The sequence below is a fragment of the Arthrobacter sp. CC3 genome (assembly GCF_039907775.1).
GTDB lineage: Bacteria > Actinomycetota > Actinomycetes > Actinomycetales > Micrococcaceae > Arthrobacter.
Window position 1 is genome coordinate 13,519 of sequence record NZ_JARCCY010000043.1, and the last position, 17,756, is coordinate 31,274.

The following is a 17,756-nucleotide window of genomic DNA, read 5'->3' on the forward strand; positions in this document are numbered from 1 at the left end:
TACCCCCTTCTGATTGGAGTTCCATGAATTCTGGAGACGTCGCCTGGATCCTCGCCGCGGGCGCACTACTGTGCATCATGATCCCCGGCCTTGCCTTGTTCTACGGAGGCATGGTCGGTTCCCGCAGGATCCTGAACATGATGATGATGTGCTTCGGCGGAATGAGCATCGTGGCCGTCCTGTGGGCCGTGTTCGGCTACTCCATGGTCTTCGGCAATTCCATTGGTGGCGCCGGACTCCTCGGTGATGTCACCGAGTACTTCGGCATGGAGAAATTGCTGGCCGAGGACCCGAACGCTCCCATCCCCACGGCCCTGTTCGCAGCCTTCCAGCTGTTCTTTGCCGGGATCACCACGGCAATCATCGCCGGAGCTGCCGCCGGACGAATGAAGTTCGGCGCGTGGATGACCTTCGCCGCCCTCTGGGCCACGCTGGTCTACTTTCCGGTCGCCCACTGGGTGTTCGCCTTCACCTCGGCGGACGGCTCTGTGGCCGGCGGCTGGATCGTCAACAGCCTCAAGGCGGTCGACTTCGCCGGCGGTACCGCGGTCCACATGAACGCGGGAATCGCGGCCCTCGCCCTCGCCCTGGTCCTTGGACGCAGCGCCGGCTGGCCCAAGAGCGAACACACCAAACCCAACAGCCGTCCGCTGGTGCTGGTGGGCGCCGGGCTCCTCTGGGCCGGATGGTTCGGCTTCAACGCTGGGTCCGCACTCACCGCCGGCCAGTCCGCGTCCGTGGTATTCCTCAACACCGCCGTCGCCGCGTGTGCCGGCCTGCTCGCCTGGACGCTCGTCGAACGCATCCGCCTGGGCAGCGCCAGCAGCATGGGCGCCGCCTCGGGCCTGATCTCGGCCCTCGTTGCCATCACTCCTGCCTGCGGCGCCGTCAGCCCCCTGGGCGCCCTGGCCATCGGCCTCATCGCCGGCGCCGTGTGCTCCCTGGCCATTGAGCTGAAGTTCCGGCTCGGCTTCGACGATTCACTCGACGTGGTGGGCGTCCACCTGGTGGGAGGCATCCTGGGAACCCTCCTGATCGGCTTCTTCGCCACCGAGGCCGCCCCCAACAAGGTGAACGGGCTGTTCTACGGCGGCGGCTTTGAGCTCCTCGGAGTCCAGACGATCGCCACGCTGGCCGTGCTCGCCTACTCCTTCGTGGTGACGTGGGTCATCGCCAAGGTCCTCAACATGACCATGGGCCTGCGCATCCACGAAGCCGACGAACTGCGCGGCATCGACATCGCCGCGCACTCCGAGGCCGCCTACCTCAGCGACGAAGAGCCCGTGGAGCTCGGCTCGCCCCACCGCGCCTAAGGCCCCCGAGCCGAGCGCGGGAACAGACGTTGGCCGCTGCTCCCGTAATGAATCCGAGGCTTGTCCGCCAAGCCGTACCGTCAAGGTAGGCGATCGCGGACAAGCCTCGGATTCTTGGTGTACTCCTGAGCCGGCTGCGTGTATTCCTAAGCCGGCTGCCGCAGCCACGGCCCGGTGGGCGTTTGGCCCAGCTGGTCGTTGAACTCCTGCGCTTCGCGGTAGTAGTCCAGCAGGCTCAGGCGGGACGCGGCCGCCGGATCCAGGATGACCACGGCCCGGCGGTGAAGCTGCAGCACCGATGCCGGGCAGTGTGCGCTGACCGGGCCTTCCACCATGGCCTGGACGGCATCAGCCTTGTTGTCCCCCATGGCCACGAGCACCGCCAGCCCGGCCTCGCGGATCGTCCCGAGCCCCTGGGTCAGGCACAGCCTGGGAACGTCGCCGGCCGGGAAGAAACGCGCATTGTCGGCGCGGGTGGCTCCGGCAAGGGTCTTCACCCGGGTACGGGAGACCAGCGACGAGGTGGGCTCGTTGAACCCGATATGGCCGTTCGCGCCGATGCCGAGGATCTGGATGTCCACCCCGCCGGCCGCCGTGATGGCTGCGTCGTAGCGCTCGGCTTCCGCGACAAGGTCCGGAGCATCCCCGTGCGGGGTCATGAGTTGCGCCAGCGGCAGGTCCACATGGTCGACGAATTCCCGCCGGATGGTGGAGTAGTAGCTCTGCTCGTGCTCCGGCGGCAGCCCGGCGTACTCGTCCAGGGTGAAGGCCGTGACCTGGCTGAAGCCCAAATGCTCTTCGCGGTGCCGGCGGATCAGCTCCTGGTAGGTGGACTTCGGCGAACCGCCCGTGGCCAGCCCGAGGACGGCCGGGCCCTGGCGGACCCGGGCTTCGATGATGTCAGCGGCCCGGCCCCCTACGTGGTCCGCGGACTCACACAGAATAATCTGCACGCGTTTTCCTTTCCTGCGTTAGTGGTGTGCCGGCGCGGTAGACCTGCAGCAGTTCGAGTTTTTCGGTGGTCACCAGGATGTCGGCGCGGTACCCCTTGGTGAGGGAGCCAATCCGTCCGGCCCCAACCGGCCGGTCGGACCGGGGCTGTCCGGACCCCGGCCGGTCCAGGCCCATCAGGCGGGCGGGTGTGGCCGACGCCGCCGTGACGGCATCAGCCAGGGGCACTCCCCACTCGACGCAGCGGCGGACGTTTTCCAGCAGCAGGCTGGTTGCCCCGGCGATGGCACCGGGCCGGGCATCGCCTTCCGCGGGGACCAGGCGCGCCACCCGGTCCCGGACCAGCACGTCCAGGCTGCCGAGGGTGTAGTGGCCGTCGGACATTCCGGCCGCTGCCATGGCATCCGTAATCAGCGCGACCGAGCCCGGGCCCACCAGGTCAAAGACCATGCGGACGATCTCCGGGTCCAGGTGCACACCGTCGGCGACCAGTTCCAGGACCATCCGGCCCGGCGACTGCCGTGCGGCCTGCAGCAGGACGGGGATTGGTCCGGGCGTCCGGTGCCCCAGCGGGGGCATCCGGTTGAACAGGTGCGTGGCGGACCAGGGACCGTCGCCGCCGGCCAGCGGGCCGGCGTCGTCGCTGTCTAAGGCCCAGCCCAGGGCTTCCCGCGTCTGCGCCGCCGTGGCGCCGGTGTGGCCAAGAGACGGAACCACGCCATAATCCCGGCACAGGGCAACGAGTTCGGCAAAGTACGGCGTTTCCGGTGCCAGCGTGATGGACCGCACCGTTCCCTGCCCCGCTTCAAGCCACTCCTGCAGCAGCGCCGGGTCGCCGTCGATGATGGCCGCCGGGTCCTGGGCCCCGCACATGCTCCTGGTGATGAACGGTCCTTCCAGGTGCAGGCCGGCCAGCGTGCCGTCCTGCACCAGCTCCCGCAGCGCCGTGATCTGCTCGAGCAGTACCTCCGACGGCGCCGAAACGAGCGAGGCGAGCACCGACGTCGTACCCTGCCCGGCGTGATAATCCGCCGCCCGGCGGGCGCCGTCGGCATCCGTGGAGAAGGTGTGCCCCACGGCGCCGTGGCAGTGCACGTCCACCAGCCCCGGCAGGATGACCGGAACCTGCGTTGTTTCGACGTCGACGCCGGCGGGCAGTTCCGCCGTCGGGCCGCACCACTCGATGCTCCCCCCGGCGATCACCACGGTGCCGTCCTCGATCACGCCGTCCCCTGCCCGGCCGGTGACGAGGCGCCCACGCAGCCCCGGCAGGGTCAGCCCCGGTGCGCCGGCTTCAGCTTGCATCGGCTTTGGCCATCGAACCGTTCTCGTCAGTTTCGTCTTCGCGGCCCATGGTGCGGAGGTTCCAGCGCCGGATCACGAAGCGGAACACCACGTAGTACACGGCCGCGTAGCCCAGACCGATGGGCACCAGCCAGAGCGGGTTCTGCGCGATCCCGAAATTGAGGACGTAGTCGATGGCGCCTGCGGAGAAGCCGAATCCGTGATGGATGCCCAGGAAATTGACCAGCATCATGGACGTTCCGGTCAGGACGGCGTGGACGATGTAGAGCGGCCAGGCGACGAACATGAAGGAGAATTCCAGCGGTTCGGTGATGCCGGTGAGGAAGGCGGTGAGTCCGGTGGAGAGCATCACGCCGCCCACGATCTTCTTCTGGGACGGCTTGGCCTCGTGCCAGATCGCGAGGGCGGCCGCGGGCAGGGCGAACATCATGATGGGGAAGAACCCGGTCATGAACACGCCGGCGGAGGGATCACCGGCGAAGAACCGGTTCAGGTCGCCGTGGGCGCCGTTGTAGTCGCCGATGATGAACCAGACGATCGAGTTCAGGATGTGGTGCAGTCCCAGCGGGATGAGCAGCCGGTTGAGCGTGCCGTAAATGCCGCTGCCCACCACGGTGTTGTCCGCCACCGTGTTGCCCACGGCCGTCAGTCCGGAGTTGAAGAACGGGTAGATGAGGGCCATGACCACGCCGATGATGATGGCGGCAAAGGAGGTCAGGATGGGCACCAGGCGGCGGCCGGCGAAGAATCCGAGCCAGTCCGGCAGGGTGGTCCGGTGGAACTTCTGCCACAGCCACGCCGTGGTCAGGCCCATCACGATGCCGGCGAGCACGCCGTAGTTGATGACGGGATCCTTGCCGCCCTCCGGGGCGGCGCCCAGCACCAGCGGTGCCATGACTTTGAAGACGTTGGTCAGGACCAGGAAGCCGACGACGGCGGCCAGCGCCGTTGATCCGTCGCCCTTCTTGGCGAAACCGAAGGAAATGCCGACGGCGAAGAGCAGCGGAAGGTTCTCGAACAGGGCGCCGCCGGCGGCGCCGATCACCTGGGCAACGGTGGTGAGGCTTTCGAACCTGCCCAGCAGGTCGTCCTGGCCCAGGCGCAGGAGGAGCGCAGCGGCGGGGAGGGCGGCGATGGGGAGCATGAGGCTCCGGCCGAATCGCTGCAGGTTCTGCAGCGCTTTGCCGCTGCCCTTGGCCTTGCCCGGGGCCGGTGCGGCCAGCGGGCCTGCCCCGGCGGAAGCGGACGGGTTTTCCGTGGACATGGGGTTCCTCGTTTCGAAAAGGCGGTGCTTGTGCGGGGATGCGGGATTCAGTAGAGTTTTGCTAACTGGTTATAACCAGTGACAATCATCACTGTGAAGTGCACCGGGCTTAGTTGTCAACCTCAGGCAGGAAAAATGCTTCAGGACCGGCCGGACTCACCGCAAAACGACCAACAGGAGTGGACATGTCCAAAGCAGAAATTATCCTCGCCGCCCTGGGCGGGGCCGAGAACGTTGAAGAGATCGAGGGGTGCATCACCCGCCTGCGCACCGAAGTGGTGGATGCCGGAAAGGTTGACGAGGCAGCCCTCAAGGCCGCGGGCGCCCACGGCGTCATGATGTCCGGCACGGTGGTCCAGGTTGTGGTGGGCCCCGAGGCGGAAAGCCTGGCCGAAGACATCCAGGACCTGATGTGAGCACGCCTGAGGTACGCATGGCCGAGGTAGGCACGGCCGGGGCCGCACCGGCCGGGGCGATCAGTGTGGCTTCTCCCCTGCCCGGGCGGCTCATCCCGCTCAGCGAGGTGCCGGACCCGGTGTTCGCCAAGGGGCTCGTCGGCGGAGGTGCCGCCGTCGTGCCGGACGATGACGCCGGGGTGATCACCGCCGTCGCGCCCCTGGACGGCAAGGTCATCAAGGTCATGCCGCATGCGTACATCGTCCAGCACGCCTCAGGACCCGCAGTGCTGGTCCACGTGGGCATCGATACGGTCGGCCTGAAGGGCGAGGGCTTCAGCGTGCTGGCGCGGAAGGGCGACCAGGTCCGCGCCGGCGATCCCATGATCAGCGTTGACGTGGCCTTTGTCCGCTCGAAAAACCTCAGCATGTGCAGTCCCGTGGTGATCCTGGACAGCGCACCGGACGCCATTGAGCCTCCGGCCTCGGGCGGTCGGGTGGAAGCCGGCGGGTACCTGTTCAGCCTGCCCGGGAAAATTCCGGAAAAATAGGGACATGGATACGGCAGGGGAACTCAAACACGTCTGGGTGCGCAGGCAGCTCCAGGACCTGGTGGCCACCACGTTGCGGCCCGGGGACGCCCTGCTGGGCGAACGTCAGCTGGAGGAGCAGTTCGGCGTCTCGCGCATCACGGTGCGCCGGGCCATCTCGGACCTCGTCCAGGACGGGGCCCTGGTCCGGATCAAGGGCAAGGGGACCTTCGTCTCGCACGGGCTGGTCCGTTCAACCCTGCACCTGGCCTCCTTCAATGAGGACATGCGGGCGGCCGGCTTCGAACCCAGCACCCGCGTCATTACGGCCTCCACCGCGGAGCCGCCCGCGGCGGCGTCCGAGCACCTGGGGCTGCCGCCGGGGCAGGAGGCCTACCAGGTCCGCAGGCTGCGACTGGCCAACGGGGCCCCCGTCAGCGTGGACGAATCCTGGCTCCCGCCCCTGCTCCTGCCGGACCTGCTCTCGGAGGACCTGACGGGGTCCCTCTACCGCGTCCTCGCCGCGTCCGGCCATCCGGTGCAGCATGTGGAACAGACCGTGGAGGCCGCCGCCGCCCCGGAGGACACGGCGGCCCTGCTGGACATCGAGCCCGGGGCGCCGGTGCTCCTCTTCAGGCGCCGTTCGTTTACCGGCCAGGAAGACCCGGGCACACCTATCGAGTACTCCATCTCGACGTACCGCTCCGACCGGTACCAGGTCTCGATGCGGCTGGCGCTGGGCTGACCTGCCCCCACGCGACGCCCCGCCCAACGCCGCACCCGACGCCCCGCCCAACTAGGTCGCAGCAGGTGTCGTTTTGGGCCGTCAAAACGACACCTGCTGCTACTCACTTGGGCGGGCGGGCGCGAGTCGTGAAACCATACGGATCGTGACCCAGAAAATTGCGTACCAGGGTGAGCCCGGCGCCAACTCAAATATCGCGTGCATGCAGATGTTCCCCGGCGTGGAAAGCGTTCCGTGCGCCAGCTTTGAAGATGCCTTCGAACTGGTGTCCACGGGAGCCGCCGACTTCGCCATGATCCCCATCGAGAACTCGATCGCCGGCCGGGTGGCTGACATCCACATCCTGCTGCCGCAGTCCCGGTTGCAGATCGTGGGCGAGTTCTTCCTGCCCATTCACTTCGACCTGCTGGGCATCCCCGGCAGCACCATCGAAGGGGCCACCGAGGTCCACAGCCACATCCATGCCCTGGGACAGTGCCGGCGGCTCATCCGCGAAGCCGGGCTGCGCCCCGTTATCGCAGGAGACACCGCAGGTTCCGCCCGTGAAGTCCGGGAATGGAACGACCCCGCCAAACTATCCCTCGCTCCCCCGCTCGCAGCCAGCATTTACGGCCTGGAGGTGCTGGCCTCACGGGTGGAGGATGACCCGTTCAACACCACCCGCTTCGTGGTCCTCGCTCCCGAAAAGGACCTGCCGACCAGGGAGGATCTGCCCGGACCGGCTGTGACCAGCTTCCTGTTCCGGGTCCGCAATGTTCCGTCTGCACTCTTCAAGGCGCTCGGCGGGTTCGCCACCAACGGCGTGAACATGACGCGGCTGGAAAGCTACATGGTGGGCAATGAGTTCGCCGCCACCATGTTCATGGCCGACGTCGAGGGCCACCCGGAGGACCTGCCGTTGAAGCTCGCCCTGGAGGAACTGGACTTCTTCACTACCGAGGTGCGCATCCTGGGCGTCTACGCCGCCGCAGACTACCGGACGGCGCAGGCCACCGCTGCCTGACGGAGTTCCCGGGCGGCCCAGTTTCGTGAACTCCTTGAGCACGTCGGCCAGCACCGGCCGGGCCGTTGCCGTCAGACCCCCGCGCGCTTGCCGGAGGCCAGGAGGGGCGCGAAGAATGCACCAAGTTCAGCCGTCGCGGTCAAGGGAAGGACATCGGCCACGTACTGGTCCGGCCGCACCACCACCACGACGCCGCCGCGGTCCAGCCCGCGCAGCTCGAAGATGTCCGCTTTGGGGTCGGTGGCGTAGACCTTCTCGTAGTCCGTGAGCTGGAACGGCCCCACCTGCGGCTTGAACACCGCCGGAACCGCGTTGATGTCGATGTCCGCATGGGGCTGCTGGTAGATCACCTTCACGTCGAACCAGGCGTCGGGATCAGCGCCCGACGGCGTTGCCGCCAGCGGCGAGTCCGGCGAGTTCGCGATCCACTCGGCGAAGTCGGCCACGGCTGACGCGGCACCCTGCTTTTCGGCGCCCGGGAGGGCGGCGTCAGCGAAGACGTAGATGCGCCACCGCCCGTCCGCCGTGGCATGGTGGCCCAGGTGCAGCGGGTTGGTGTCGCCCACGCGCACCACGGGGGCCGACTTGAAGCGCTTGCCCACGGGGAAGCCTGCGGCCAGGGCCTGGTGTTCGGCTTCGGCGGTGAGCATGGAGGGGGCGTACTGGGTCATGAAGCCGGCGGGGAACTCTGCCGTGCTCACGTAGAAGTCCTCGAGCTCGGAGGGGCTGTCGAATTCCTCGGGCTTCTTGGCCATCATCGTCGACCACTCCTTGTCGAAGTCGATGAGGTTCTTGGCGATGACCTGGCGTTCGTCCGAGTAGGTGGTCAGCAGGCTCTCCGGGCTGCGGCCTTCGAGGACGTGGCCGAGCTTCCAGGCCAGGTTGAAACCGTCCTGCATGGAAACGTTCATGCCCTGGCCGGCCTTGGCGCTGTGCGTGTGGCAGGCGTCGCCGGTGATGAACACGCGGGGCGTCCGGGTGCCGCGCTGCTCCGGAAGGACGTCGTCGAACCGGTCGGTAAGGCGGTGGCCCACCTCGTAGACGCTGTGCCAGGCGACGTCGCGGACATCGAGGGTGTAGGGGTGGAGGATCTCGTTTGCCTTGCGGATGATCTCCTCGATGGAGGTGTTGCGGACGGCACCTTTGTCGCTCGGGTCCACTTCGCCCAGGTCAACGTACATGCGGAACAGGTAGCCGCCCTCGCGGGGAATGTGCAGGATGCTGCCGCCGGAGCCGGACTGGATGGCGCACTTCGTGCGGATATCGGGGAAGTCGGTGACGGCGAGGACGTCCATCACGCCCCAGGCGTGGTTGGCCGCATCGCCGGCGAGGGTGCAGCCGATCGCGTCGCGGACCTTGCTGCGCGCACCGTCGGCGCCGATCACGTACTTGGCCCGGACAATGCGTTCCTTGCCTTCATCGGGGCCGGCGGTGTGGACCAGCGTCACGGTGACGGGGTATTCGCCTTCCTCGGCGACCTCCAGTCCGCGGAATTCAAAGCCGTAGTCGGGAGACATGCGCGTGGGTGAATTGGCCATGAACTCCGCGAAGTAGTCCAGCACCCGCGCCTGGTTGACGATGAGGTGCGGGAATTCACTGATGCCCATCTCGTCGTCCACGGCACGGGCGCCGCGGATGATGCGTGAATAGTCCGCGGGGTCCGGCTTCCAGAACGCCATCTCGGTGATCCGGTACGCCTCGGCGATGATCCGCTCGGCGAAACCGAAGGCCTGGAAGGTCTCCACGCTCCTCGCCTGGATGCCGTCCGCCTGGCCGATGGGAAGCCTCCCGGCGCGGCGCTCCACGATGCGTGTGGTGATGCCCGGGAACTGGGACAGCTGGGCGGCGGCGAGCATGCCGGCAGGACCTGTGCCGACAATCAGGACGTCGACCTCGTCGGGAAGTTCCGCGGGCCGGTTGATGCCAACTCCGGCGGCCGGCTGGACCCTGGGGTCGGTGGACACGTAACCGTGGTGGTGGAACTGCACGGGCTTTCCTCACTTCGTTGTGTGGCTGACTATCGCCAGGATTTGTGTTCTATATTAGAACTTGAAGTTCGATAATAGAAAAATGCTCTTCATTTCAAAACTGTACGCAGATAAACACCCGGAAACAAGGGGTTGACGTTACGCCCGTCGTAGGCAATAGTTTTCGTATACGATTTCGTACTCGATGAGGAGTAACTCTTGGAACAGGTCACCGACCACCTCCTGGCCGCGGCCCGCAAAGTCATCGCGGTGCACATCAACTACCCCAGCCGGGCAGCCCAGCGCGGCCGCACTCCGGAGCAGCCCTCCTACTTCCTGAAGCCCTCGTCCTCGCTGGCAACCGGCTCAGCGGAAGCACCCTCAACAGTGGAACGGCCGGCCGGCTGCGAACTCCTCGGCTACGAGGGCGAGATCGCCCTGATCATCGGCAAGCCGGCCCGCCGCGTCAGCGTGGAGGACGCCTGGAGCCACGTCGAATGGATCACCGCCAGCAACGACCTCGGCGTCTATGACCTCCGCTACGCGGACAAGGGCTCCAACCTCCGGTCCAAGGGCGGGGACGGCTTCACCCCGGTGGGCCCGGGACTGATTGCAGCTGACGCCGTTACTCCCGCACAACTGCGCATCCGCACCTGGCACAACGGCAACCTGGTCCAGGACGACACCACTGAAGACCTGCTCTTCCCGTTCGCGCGGCTCGTGGCCGACCTGTCCCAGCTGCTCACCCTCGAAGAGGGCGACATCATCCTCACCGGCACCCCGGCCGGGGCGTCCGTCGCCAAGCCGGGCGACGTCGTCGAGGTTGAAGTCAGCACTCCAGACGGCGCCCTCACCACCGGCCGACTGGTCACCGCCGTGGAGGAAGGCACGACGCCGTTCGCGGACTTCGGCGCCCGGCCCAAGACCGATGATCTCCAGCGGGAGGAGGCCTACGGTTCGCGGGAAGCGGCCGGTTTGGCACCCGTGGCGGGCGCCGTCGTCGGGGCCGTCCTTTCCCCGGAGCTGAAGACCAAGCTGGAAAGCGTCTGCACCGCCACCCTGTCCTCCCAGCTGCGCAAGCGCGGCCTGAACAACGTCAGCATCGACGGCCTCAGCTCCACCCGGCCGGAGAAGCGGATCGTGGGCCTGGCCCGGACGCTGCGCTACGTGCCCAACCGCGAAGACCTCTTCAAGACCCACGGCGGCGGATTCAACGCCCAGAAGAAAGCCATCGACTCCGTCAACGAGGGCGAGATCCTGGTGATGGAGGCCCGCGGCGAAAAGGGCACTGGCACCATCGGCGACATCCTGGCCCTCCGCGCCCAGGTCCGCGGCGCCGCAGCCATCATCACCGACGGCGGTGTCCGCGACTTCGCCGCCGTGGCCGCCATGGACATGCCCACCTACTACGCCAACCCGCACCCCGCGGTCCTGGGCCGCCGGCACATCCCGTGGGACACGGACATCACCATCGCCTGCGGCGGCACCACCGTGCAGCCCGGGGACATCATCGTGGCCGACTCGGACGGCATCCTGGTCATCCCGCCGGCCCTCGCCGAAGAACTCGCGGACGACTCCATCGCGCAGGAACGCGAGGAGGTCTTCATCGCCGAAATGGTGGCGCAGGGCCACAGCGTGGACGGCCTCTACCCGCTGAATGCAGAGTGGCGGGGCAAGTATGAGCAATGGGAAGCAGGCAAAGCCAATGACTGAGACGGTGGTTGCCGCCGGCAGCAAATCCGAGCAGGCGTACGCCGCCGTCAAGGCACGGATCGTGGACGGCACCTACTCCCCCGGCTACCGGCTGGTGCTGGCCAAGATCGCCGAAGACCTGGGCGTCAGCGTTGTCCCGGTCCGCGAAGCCATCCGCCGGCTCGAAGCCGAGGGGCTGGTGAAGTTCGAACGGAACGTCGGCGCCACAGTATCCGGCATCGACCCCACCGAGTTCCTCTACACGATGCAGACCCTGAGCATCGTCGAAGGTGCGGCCACCGCGCTCTCCGCTCCCCTGATCGGGGCGGCGGACGTGGCCCGGGCCCGGGCCGTGAACGAGGAAATGCGCGACTGCCTGCAGCATTTCGACCCCGTCCGGTTCACCCGGCTGAACCAGGACTTCCACAGCGTTTTGTTCGAGCACTGCCCCAACCCGCACATCCTGGACCTGGTCCACCGCGGCTGGAACCGGCTTGCGTCGCTCCGCTCCTCCACCTTCCGGTTCGTACCCGGCAGGGCCCACGACTCGGTTGACGAGCACGAAGCCCTCCTGAAGCTCATTGAAACCGGTGCCGACGCCGACACCATCGAAAAAGCAGCACGGCTCCACCGCAGCGCCACCCTGGACGCCTACCTCGCACAAACCAAGCAGTAATGACCACCGATAGGACTCAATGATGACGACTGCCGCAGAAACCACCGCCCACTACCTTCCGCAGGACCTGCCCACCCACATCCAGCACTACATCAACGGTGAATTTGTTGATTCGGTGGGCGGCAAGACCTTCGATGTCCTGGACCCGGTGTCCAACACCAACTACGCCACCGCCGCCGCCGGGCAGAAAGAGGACATCGACCTCGCCGTTGCCGCGGCCCGCGAAGCCTTCAAGAACGGGCCCTGGCCGAAGATGAAGCCGCGGGAACGTGCCCGCATCCTGAACAAGATCGCGGACGCCGTCGAAGCCCAGGAGGAACGCCTGGCCGAACTCGAGACCTTCGACACCGGCCTGCCGATCACCCAGGCCAAGGGCCAGGCCCTGCGCGCGGCGGAGAACTTCCGCTTCTTCGCGGACCTGATCGTGGCCCAGTTCGACGACGCCATGAAGGTCCCCGGCTCGCAGATCAACTACGTGAACCGCAAGCCGATCGGCGTCGCCGGGCTCATCACCCCGTGGAACACCCCGTTCATGCTGGAGTCCTGGAAGCTCGCCCCGGCCCTGGCCACCGGCAACACCGTGGTCCTCAAGCCCGCCGAATTCACCCCGCTCTCCGCCTCGCTCTGGGCGCAGATCTTCAAGGACGCAGGCCTGCCGGACGGCGTGTTCAACCTGGTCAACGGCCTCGGCGAGGAAGCCGGCGACGCCCTGGTCAAGCACCCGGACGTCCCGCTGATCTCCTTCACCGGCGAGACCACCACCGGCCAGACGATCTTCCGGAACGCCGCCGCCAACCTCAAGGGCCTCTCGATGGAGCTCGGCGGCAAGTCCCCGTGCGTGGTGTTCGCCGACGCCGACCTGGATGCAGCGATCGATTCAGCCCTGTTCGGGGTCTTCTCCCTCAACGGCGAGCGCTGCACCGCCGGCTCGCGCATCCTGGTGGAACGCGCCATCTACGACGAGTTCTGCGAGAAGTACGCCGCCCGCGCCAAGAACATCGTCGTCGGCGATCCGCATGACCCCAAGACGCAGGTGGGGGCCCTGGTCCACCCGGAGCACTTCGCGAAGGTGGCCTCCTACGTGGAGATCGGCAAGTCCGAAGGCCGGCTGCTCGCCGGCGGCGGACGGCCGGAGGGCCTGCCCGAAGGCAACTACATTGCCCCCACGGTGTTCGCCGACGTCGCCCCTGACGCGCGGATCTTCCAGGAGGAAATCTTCGGCCCGGTGGTGGCGATCACCCCGTTCGAGAACGACGACGAGGCCCTCGCCCTGGCTAACAACACCAAGTACGGCCTGGCGGCCTACATCTGGACCCAGAACCTCACCCGGGCGCACAACTTCTCCCAGAACGTGGAGGCCGGCATGGTGTGGCTGAACAGCCACAACGTCCGCGACCTCCGCACCCCGTTCGGCGGCGTCAAGGCCTCGGGCCTGGGCCACGAGGGCGGCTACCGCTCCATCGACTTCTACACCGACCAGCAAGCCGTGCACATCACGCTCGGTTCCGTCCACACCCCTAAATTCGGCGCCTAGTCACCACCAGCAGCCCAACTGGGTCGCAATTGTTGTCGTTATGAGCCCCCAAAACGACACTTACTGCTACCTAGTTGGGAAAGAAACCCCTTTCAACGAAGAGAGAACACCATGAACAACGTCATCCCGAAGCCCTCCGTCCCCGCTCCGGACATCGTCCGCTGCGCCTACATGGAAATCGTGGTCACCGATCTCGCCAAGTCCCGCGAGTTCTACGTTGACCTCCTGGGCCTGCACGTCACCGAAGAAGACGAAAACAACATCTACCTGCGCTCCCTCGAGGAGTTCATCCACCACAACCTGGTGCTGCGCAAGGGGCCCATCGCCGCCGTCGCCGCTTTTGCCTACCGGGTGAAGTCCCCCGCCGAAGTGGACGCCGCCGAGGCCTACTACAAGGAGCTGGGCTGCCGCACGGAACGCCGCAAGGAAGGCTTCACCAAGGGCGTCGGCGACTCCGTCCGCGTGGAGGACCCGCTGGGCTTCCCGTATGAGTTCTTCTACGAGGTGGAGCACGTGGAACGCCTCACCCAGCGCTACGACCTCTACTCTGCCGGGGAACTCGTCCGGCTGGACCACTTCAACCAGGTCACCCCGGACGTGCCCCGCGGCCGCAAGTACCTCGAGGACCTCGGCTTCCGCGTCTCCGAGGACATCCAGGATTCCGACGGCGTCTCCTACGCCGTGTGGATGCACCGCAAGCAGACCGTCCACGACACCGCCCTCACCGGGGGCAACGGCCCGCGCATGCACCACGTCGCGTTCGCCACGCACGAGAAGCACAACATCATCCAGATCTGCGACAAGATGGGCGCCCTGCGCATCAGCGACCGGATCGAACGCGGTCCCGGCCGGCACGGCGTGTCCAACGCGTTCTACCTCTACATCCTGGACCCGGACGGCCACCGCGTCGAGATCTACACCCAGGACTACTACACCGGCGACCCGGACAACCCCACCATCACCTGGGACGTGCACGACAACCAGCGCCGCGACTGGTGGGGCAACCCCGTGGTCCCGTCCTGGTACACCGAGGCCTCCCTGGTCCTGGACCTCGACGGCAACCCGCAGCCCGTCATCCAGCGCACCGACGCCTCGGAGATGGCCGTGACCGTGGGCGCCGACGGATTCTCCTACACCCGCAAAACAGAAGGAGAAGGTGCCGACGCCGTCGAACAGAAAACTGGCTTCAAGCTCGGGGCGCAGCTGTAGCCATGCTGGATGCCAAGACGATCGAGGCCATCGCGGACGAACTGCTCGAGGCCGGCCGGAACCGCAAGCCGGTGCCCCGGCTGACCTCCCGCTACCCGGAGATGACGGTGGAGGATTCCTACGCCGTGCAGCAGCTGTGGCGGAACCGCAACGAGGACGCCGGCCGGAAGCTCGTGGGCCGCAAGATCGGCCTCACGTCCAAGGCGATGCAGGCCGCCACCGGCATCACCGAACCGGACTACGGTGCCATCTTTGATGACATGGTCCTGGAAACGGGCTGCTCGGTGGAGTGGGACCGGTACACGCATCCGCGGGTGGAAGTGGAGCTCGCCTTCGTCCTGAAGGACGCGCTCAAAGGCCCGGGCTGCACCATCTTCGACGTCTTGAACGCCACCGACTACGTGGTTCCGGCCCTCGAGATCCTGGACTCCAGGATCGAAATGGAGGGCCGGACCATCGTGGACACCATCGCGGACAACGCCGCGATGGGCGCCATGGTGGTGGGCGGCCGCCCGGTCAAGCCCGACGCCGTCGACCTCCGCTGGGTCTCGGCCATCCTCTACAAGAACCAGACCGTGGAGGAGACCGGCGTGGCCGCCGGAGTCCTGGACCACCCCGCCAACGGGGTGCACTGGCTGGCCAACAAGATTGCCGCGCACGGCGACGGGATGAAGGCCGGGGACATCATCCTGGCCGGCTCCTTCACCCGCCCGCTCTGGGTCTATAAGGGCGACACCGTGCACGCCGACTATGGACCCCTGGGAGTTGTCACATGCCGCTTCGAGTAGAGCCTGACGCCACGTTCCGGGACGCACTCCGCAACCAAACCGGCAATGCCGGGCGTCCGCTCGCCGGAATGTGGGTCTGTTCCGGCAGCCCGCTGATCGCAGAGCTGTGCGCCGGGGCCGGGCTGGACTGGCTGCTGATTGACGCCGAGCACAGCCCCAACGGGCTGGAATCCATCCTGGCCCAGCTGCAGGCCGTCCGCGGTTACCCGGTCCAGGTCCTGGTCCGGCCTCCCGTCAACGACACTGTGGTGATCAAGCAGTACCTGGACCTCGGCGTCCAGAACCTGCTGGTGCCCATGGTGAACTCCGCGGCGGAGGCCGCAGCCGCGGTGGCGGCCACCCGGTACCCGCCGCACGGCGTCCGGGGCGTGGGCTCGGCACTGGCCAGGGCGTCCCGGTGGAACCGCATCCCGGACTATCTGGGCCGGGCATCCGAAACCATCAGCGTCACCGTCCAGATCGAGTCCGAAGCTGCCGTTGCAGCGGTCGAGGAGATCCTGGCGGTGGACGGTGTAGACGCGATCTTCCTGGGGCCCTCTGACCTCGCCGCCTCCATGGGCGTCCTGGGACAGCAGGAACACCCGGATGTGCGCGCCGCCGTCGAACGCTGCCTTGCGGCCGCCGCAGCGGCGGGGAAGCCCGCGGGCGTCAACGCGTTCAACAAGGACACCGCCCGCAGCTACCTGGCAGCCGGTGCGTCGTTTGTGCTGGTGGGTGCCGACGTCGCGCTCCTGGCCCGCGGCTCCGAGGCACTCGCCGCCGAATTCGTCCCCAGTGTTCCGGCGCCTGAGCCCGGCGGAACCCCCGCCAGCTACTGACCCTTTCCCACACACTTTCCTGAGGAGCCCCATGACCATTTCCCCTGCCATCTCGCCCGAGCGGGAAGCCGCACTCCTCGCTTCCGTCCCCACCGGGCTGCTGATCGGCGGCCAGTGGACGGATGCGTCCGACGGCGGCACGTTTGACGTGCACGATCCCGCCACCGGGGAGGTACTCGCCACCCTGGCGTCCGCCACCAGCGCCGACGCGCTGGCCGCGCTCGACGCCGCCGACAAGGTGCAGGCTTCCTGGGCGCGCACGGCACCGCGGGAACGCGCCGAGATCCTGCGCCGCGCTTTCGACCTGGTGACCGAACGCGCCGAGGACTTTGCCCTGCTGATGACCCTGGAAATGGGCAAGCCCCTGGCCGAAGCCCGCGGCGAAGTCACCTACGGGGCCGAGTTCCTGCGCTGGTTCTCCGAAGAGACGGTCCGGGATTACGGCCGCTACCTCACCACCCCCGAGGGCAAGAACAAGATCCTGGTCCAGAAGAAGCCGGTGGGTCCATGCCTGCTGATCACGCCGTGGAACTTCCCGCTCGCCATGGCCACCCGCAAGGTGGCCCCGGCCGTCGCCGCCGGCTGCACCATGGTCCTCAAGCCGGCCAAACTCACCCCGCTGACCGCCCAGTACTTCGCGCAGGCCATGCTCGACGCCGGCCTGCCCGCCGGAGTCCTGAACGTGGTGGCCTCCTCCAGCGCCGCCGGGATCTCCGGACCGCTGCTGGCCGACCCGCGGCTGCGCAAGGTCTCCTTCACCGGCTCAACGCCGGTGGGCAAGCGCCTGATGGCCGACGCCGCGCAGAACGTGCTGCGGACCTCCATGGAACTGGGCGGGAACGCCCCGTTCATCGTGTTCGGGGACGCCGACCTGGACAAGGCCGTCGAAGGTGCCATGGCCGCGAAGATGCGGAACATGGGCGAAGCCTGCACCGCGGCGAACCGGTTCCTCGTCCACGAATCCGTCGCAGCCGAGTTCACGGAAAGGTTCGCCGCCGCCATGGGCGCACTCACCACCGGCCGCGGCACCGAACCGGCCACCCAGGTGGGTCCGCTCATCGACGCCGGCGCCCGCGACGACGTGCACGCCCTGGTGAGCGCCGCCGTCGACGCCGGAGCAGTTGCCGTCACCGGCGGTTCCCCGGCAGAGGGACCCGGGTACTTCTACCAGCCCACCGTCCTGGGGAACGTGGCGAACGACGCCGAAATCCTGCGCCAGGAAATCTTCGGCCCAGTCGCCCCGGTCACCACCTTCAGCACCGAGGAGGACGCCATCCGGCTCGCCAACAACAGCGAATACGGCCTGGCCTCCTACCTCTACAGCCGCGACTTCAACAAGCTCCTGCGCGTGGCCGAACAGATCGAATTCGGCATGGTGGGCTTCAACGCAGGTGTCATCTCCAACGCCGCCGCCCCGTTCGGCGGCGTCAAACACTCCGGGCTCGGCCGCGAAGGCGGCTCCGAGGGCATCGCCGAGTACACCACCACCCAGTACATCGGCATCGCCGACCCCTAGGCGAACTGACGGACCGCCCGCCGGACTCTGGCTGGCGGGCGGCCGCCCGG

Annotated in this window: 16 protein-coding genes; 12 read left to right on the forward strand and 4 right to left on the reverse strand. The window is 67.3% G+C overall.

Going from position 1 to position 17,756, the window contains the following annotated elements:
* The first annotated feature begins 23 nt into the window (after nucleotides 1–23).
* Nucleotides 24–1,313: an ammonium transporter gene (locus PV761_RS19855; protein ID WP_347899373.1), complete on the forward strand. Its 1,290-nt coding sequence runs from the start codon at nucleotides 24–26 to the stop codon at nucleotides 1,311–1,313.
* Between the two features lie 146 nt (nucleotides 1,314–1,459).
* Here the strand turns inward: PV761_RS19855 and nagB are convergent, their stop codons facing one another.
* The 3 genes from nagB to PV761_RS19870 are packed head-to-tail and all read right to left on the reverse strand — an operon-like array spanning nucleotide 1,460 to nucleotide 4,833.
* Entirely contained in the window at nucleotides 1,460–2,266 is an 807-nt protein-coding gene (gene nagB / locus PV761_RS19860) for a glucosamine-6-phosphate deaminase (RefSeq protein WP_347899374.1), read from the reverse strand.
* The gene (locus PV761_RS19865) at nucleotides 2,247–3,569 is read right to left on the reverse strand and encodes an N-acetylglucosamine-6-phosphate deacetylase (protein ID WP_347899375.1); all 1,323 of its coding nucleotides are present in this window, start codon (nucleotides 3,567–3,569) and stop codon (nucleotides 2,247–2,249) included. Before PV761_RS19865 ends, nagB begins: the two co-directional genes overlap by 20 nt.
* Nucleotides 3,559–4,833 carry a PTS transporter subunit EIIC gene (locus PV761_RS19870; RefSeq protein ID WP_347899376.1) on the reverse strand — a complete coding sequence of 425 codons (1,275 nt, stop codon included), beginning with the start codon at nucleotides 4,831–4,833 and terminating at the stop codon, nucleotides 3,559–3,561. Before PV761_RS19870 ends, PV761_RS19865 begins: the two co-directional genes overlap by 11 nt.
* Nucleotides 4,834–4,946: 113 nt before the next feature.
* Here PV761_RS19870 and PV761_RS19875 point away from each other — a divergent pair, with 113 nt between their 5' ends.
* The 4 genes from PV761_RS19875 to PV761_RS19890 all read left to right on the forward strand — a co-directional run bounded on the left by PV761_RS19875 (nucleotide 4,947) and on the right by PV761_RS19890 (nucleotide 7,506).
* Entirely contained in the window at nucleotides 4,947–5,249 is a 303-nt protein-coding gene (locus tag PV761_RS19875; protein WP_081818893.1) for a PTS glucose/sucrose transporter subunit IIB, read from the forward strand.
* The gene (locus PV761_RS19880) at nucleotides 5,246–5,779 is read left to right on the forward strand and encodes a PTS glucose transporter subunit IIA (protein WP_347899377.1); all 534 of its coding nucleotides are present in this window, start codon (nucleotides 5,246–5,248) and stop codon (nucleotides 5,777–5,779) included. The genes PV761_RS19875 and PV761_RS19880 overlap by 4 nt, the downstream gene beginning before the upstream one ends.
* 4 nt (nucleotides 5,780–5,783) lie before the next feature.
* Nucleotides 5,784–6,503 (forward strand): GntR family transcriptional regulator, encoded by a 720-nt coding sequence (locus PV761_RS19885; protein WP_347899378.1) that lies wholly within the window; start codon nucleotides 5,784–5,786, stop codon nucleotides 6,501–6,503.
* Nucleotides 6,504–6,648: 145 nt separating this feature from the next.
* Entirely contained in the window at nucleotides 6,649–7,506 is an 858-nt protein-coding gene (locus tag PV761_RS19890; RefSeq protein WP_347899379.1) for a prephenate dehydratase, read from the forward strand.
* A gap of 71 nt (nucleotides 7,507–7,577) precedes the next feature.
* Here the strand turns inward: PV761_RS19890 and PV761_RS19895 are convergent, their stop codons facing one another.
* On the reverse strand, nucleotides 7,578–9,494 hold the full coding sequence (locus tag PV761_RS19895; protein WP_347899380.1) for an FAD-binding monooxygenase: 1,917 nt from the start codon (nucleotides 9,492–9,494) through the stop codon (nucleotides 7,578–7,580).
* A 198-nt stretch (nucleotides 9,495–9,692) separates the two neighbouring features.
* Between PV761_RS19895 and PV761_RS19900 the strand changes: the two genes are divergently transcribed.
* From PV761_RS19900 to PV761_RS19930, 7 genes are all read left to right on the forward strand, one after another.
* A complete protein-coding gene (locus tag PV761_RS19900; protein WP_347899381.1) occupies nucleotides 9,693–11,186 on the forward strand; it encodes a fumarylacetoacetate hydrolase family protein in 1,494 nt (497 codons plus the stop codon).
* Nucleotides 11,179–11,841 (forward strand): GntR family transcriptional regulator, encoded by a 663-nt coding sequence (locus PV761_RS19905; protein WP_347899382.1) that lies wholly within the window; start codon nucleotides 11,179–11,181, stop codon nucleotides 11,839–11,841. The genes PV761_RS19900 and PV761_RS19905 overlap by 8 nt, the downstream gene beginning before the upstream one ends.
* Nucleotides 11,842–11,863: 22 nt before the next feature.
* Nucleotides 11,864–13,375 carry a 5-carboxymethyl-2-hydroxymuconate semialdehyde dehydrogenase gene (gene hpaE, locus PV761_RS19910; protein WP_347899383.1) on the forward strand — a complete coding sequence of 504 codons (1,512 nt, stop codon included), beginning with the start codon at nucleotides 11,864–11,866 and terminating at the stop codon, nucleotides 13,373–13,375.
* Nucleotides 13,376–13,486: 111 nt separating this feature from the next.
* Nucleotides 13,487–14,584: a 3,4-dihydroxyphenylacetate 2,3-dioxygenase gene (hpaD, locus tag PV761_RS19915; protein ID WP_028271253.1), complete on the forward strand. Its 1,098-nt coding sequence runs from the start codon at nucleotides 13,487–13,489 to the stop codon at nucleotides 14,582–14,584.
* A gap of 2 nt (nucleotides 14,585–14,586) precedes the next feature.
* Nucleotides 14,587–15,372, forward strand: coding sequence for a 2-oxo-hept-4-ene-1,7-dioate hydratase (gene hpaH, locus PV761_RS19920; RefSeq protein WP_028271254.1), 786 nt, complete (start codon nucleotides 14,587–14,589; stop codon nucleotides 15,370–15,372).
* Nucleotides 15,357–16,190, forward strand: coding sequence for an HpcH/HpaI aldolase/citrate lyase family protein (locus PV761_RS19925; RefSeq protein WP_347899384.1), 834 nt, complete (start codon nucleotides 15,357–15,359; stop codon nucleotides 16,188–16,190). The genes hpaH and PV761_RS19925 overlap by 16 nt, the downstream gene beginning before the upstream one ends.
* Before the next feature lie 31 nt (nucleotides 16,191–16,221).
* Nucleotides 16,222–17,706: an NAD-dependent succinate-semialdehyde dehydrogenase gene (locus tag PV761_RS19930; RefSeq protein WP_347899385.1), complete on the forward strand. Its 1,485-nt coding sequence runs from the start codon at nucleotides 16,222–16,224 to the stop codon at nucleotides 17,704–17,706.
* The last annotated feature ends 50 nt before the right edge of the window (nucleotides 17,707–17,756 follow it).

Coding starts and splice junctions, on each gene's coding strand:
- PV761_RS19855 (WP_347899373.1), top strand. CDS start 24: ATGAATTCTGGAGACGTCGCCTGGATCCTCGCCGCGGGCGCACTACTG.
- PV761_RS19865 (WP_347899375.1), bottom strand. CDS start 3,569: ATGCAAGCTGAAGCCGGCGCACCGGGGCTGACCCTGCCGGGGCTGCGT.
- PV761_RS19870 (WP_347899376.1), bottom strand. CDS start 4,833: ATGTCCACGGAAAACCCGTCCGCTTCCGCCGGGGCAGGCCCGCTGGCC.
- PV761_RS19885 (WP_347899378.1), top strand. CDS start 5,784: ATGGATACGGCAGGGGAACTCAAACACGTCTGGGTGCGCAGGCAGCTC.
- PV761_RS19905 (WP_347899382.1), top strand. CDS start 11,179: ATGACTGAGACGGTGGTTGCCGCCGGCAGCAAATCCGAGCAGGCGTAC.
- hpaE (WP_347899383.1), top strand. CDS start 11,864: ATGACGACTGCCGCAGAAACCACCGCCCACTACCTTCCGCAGGACCTG.
- hpaD (WP_028271253.1), top strand. CDS start 13,487: ATGAACAACGTCATCCCGAAGCCCTCCGTCCCCGCTCCGGACATCGTC.
- hpaH (WP_028271254.1), top strand. CDS start 14,587: ATGCTGGATGCCAAGACGATCGAGGCCATCGCGGACGAACTGCTCGAG.
- PV761_RS19925 (WP_347899384.1), top strand. CDS start 15,357: ATGCCGCTTCGAGTAGAGCCTGACGCCACGTTCCGGGACGCACTCCGC.
- PV761_RS19930 (WP_347899385.1), top strand. CDS start 16,222: ATGACCATTTCCCCTGCCATCTCGCCCGAGCGGGAAGCCGCACTCCTC.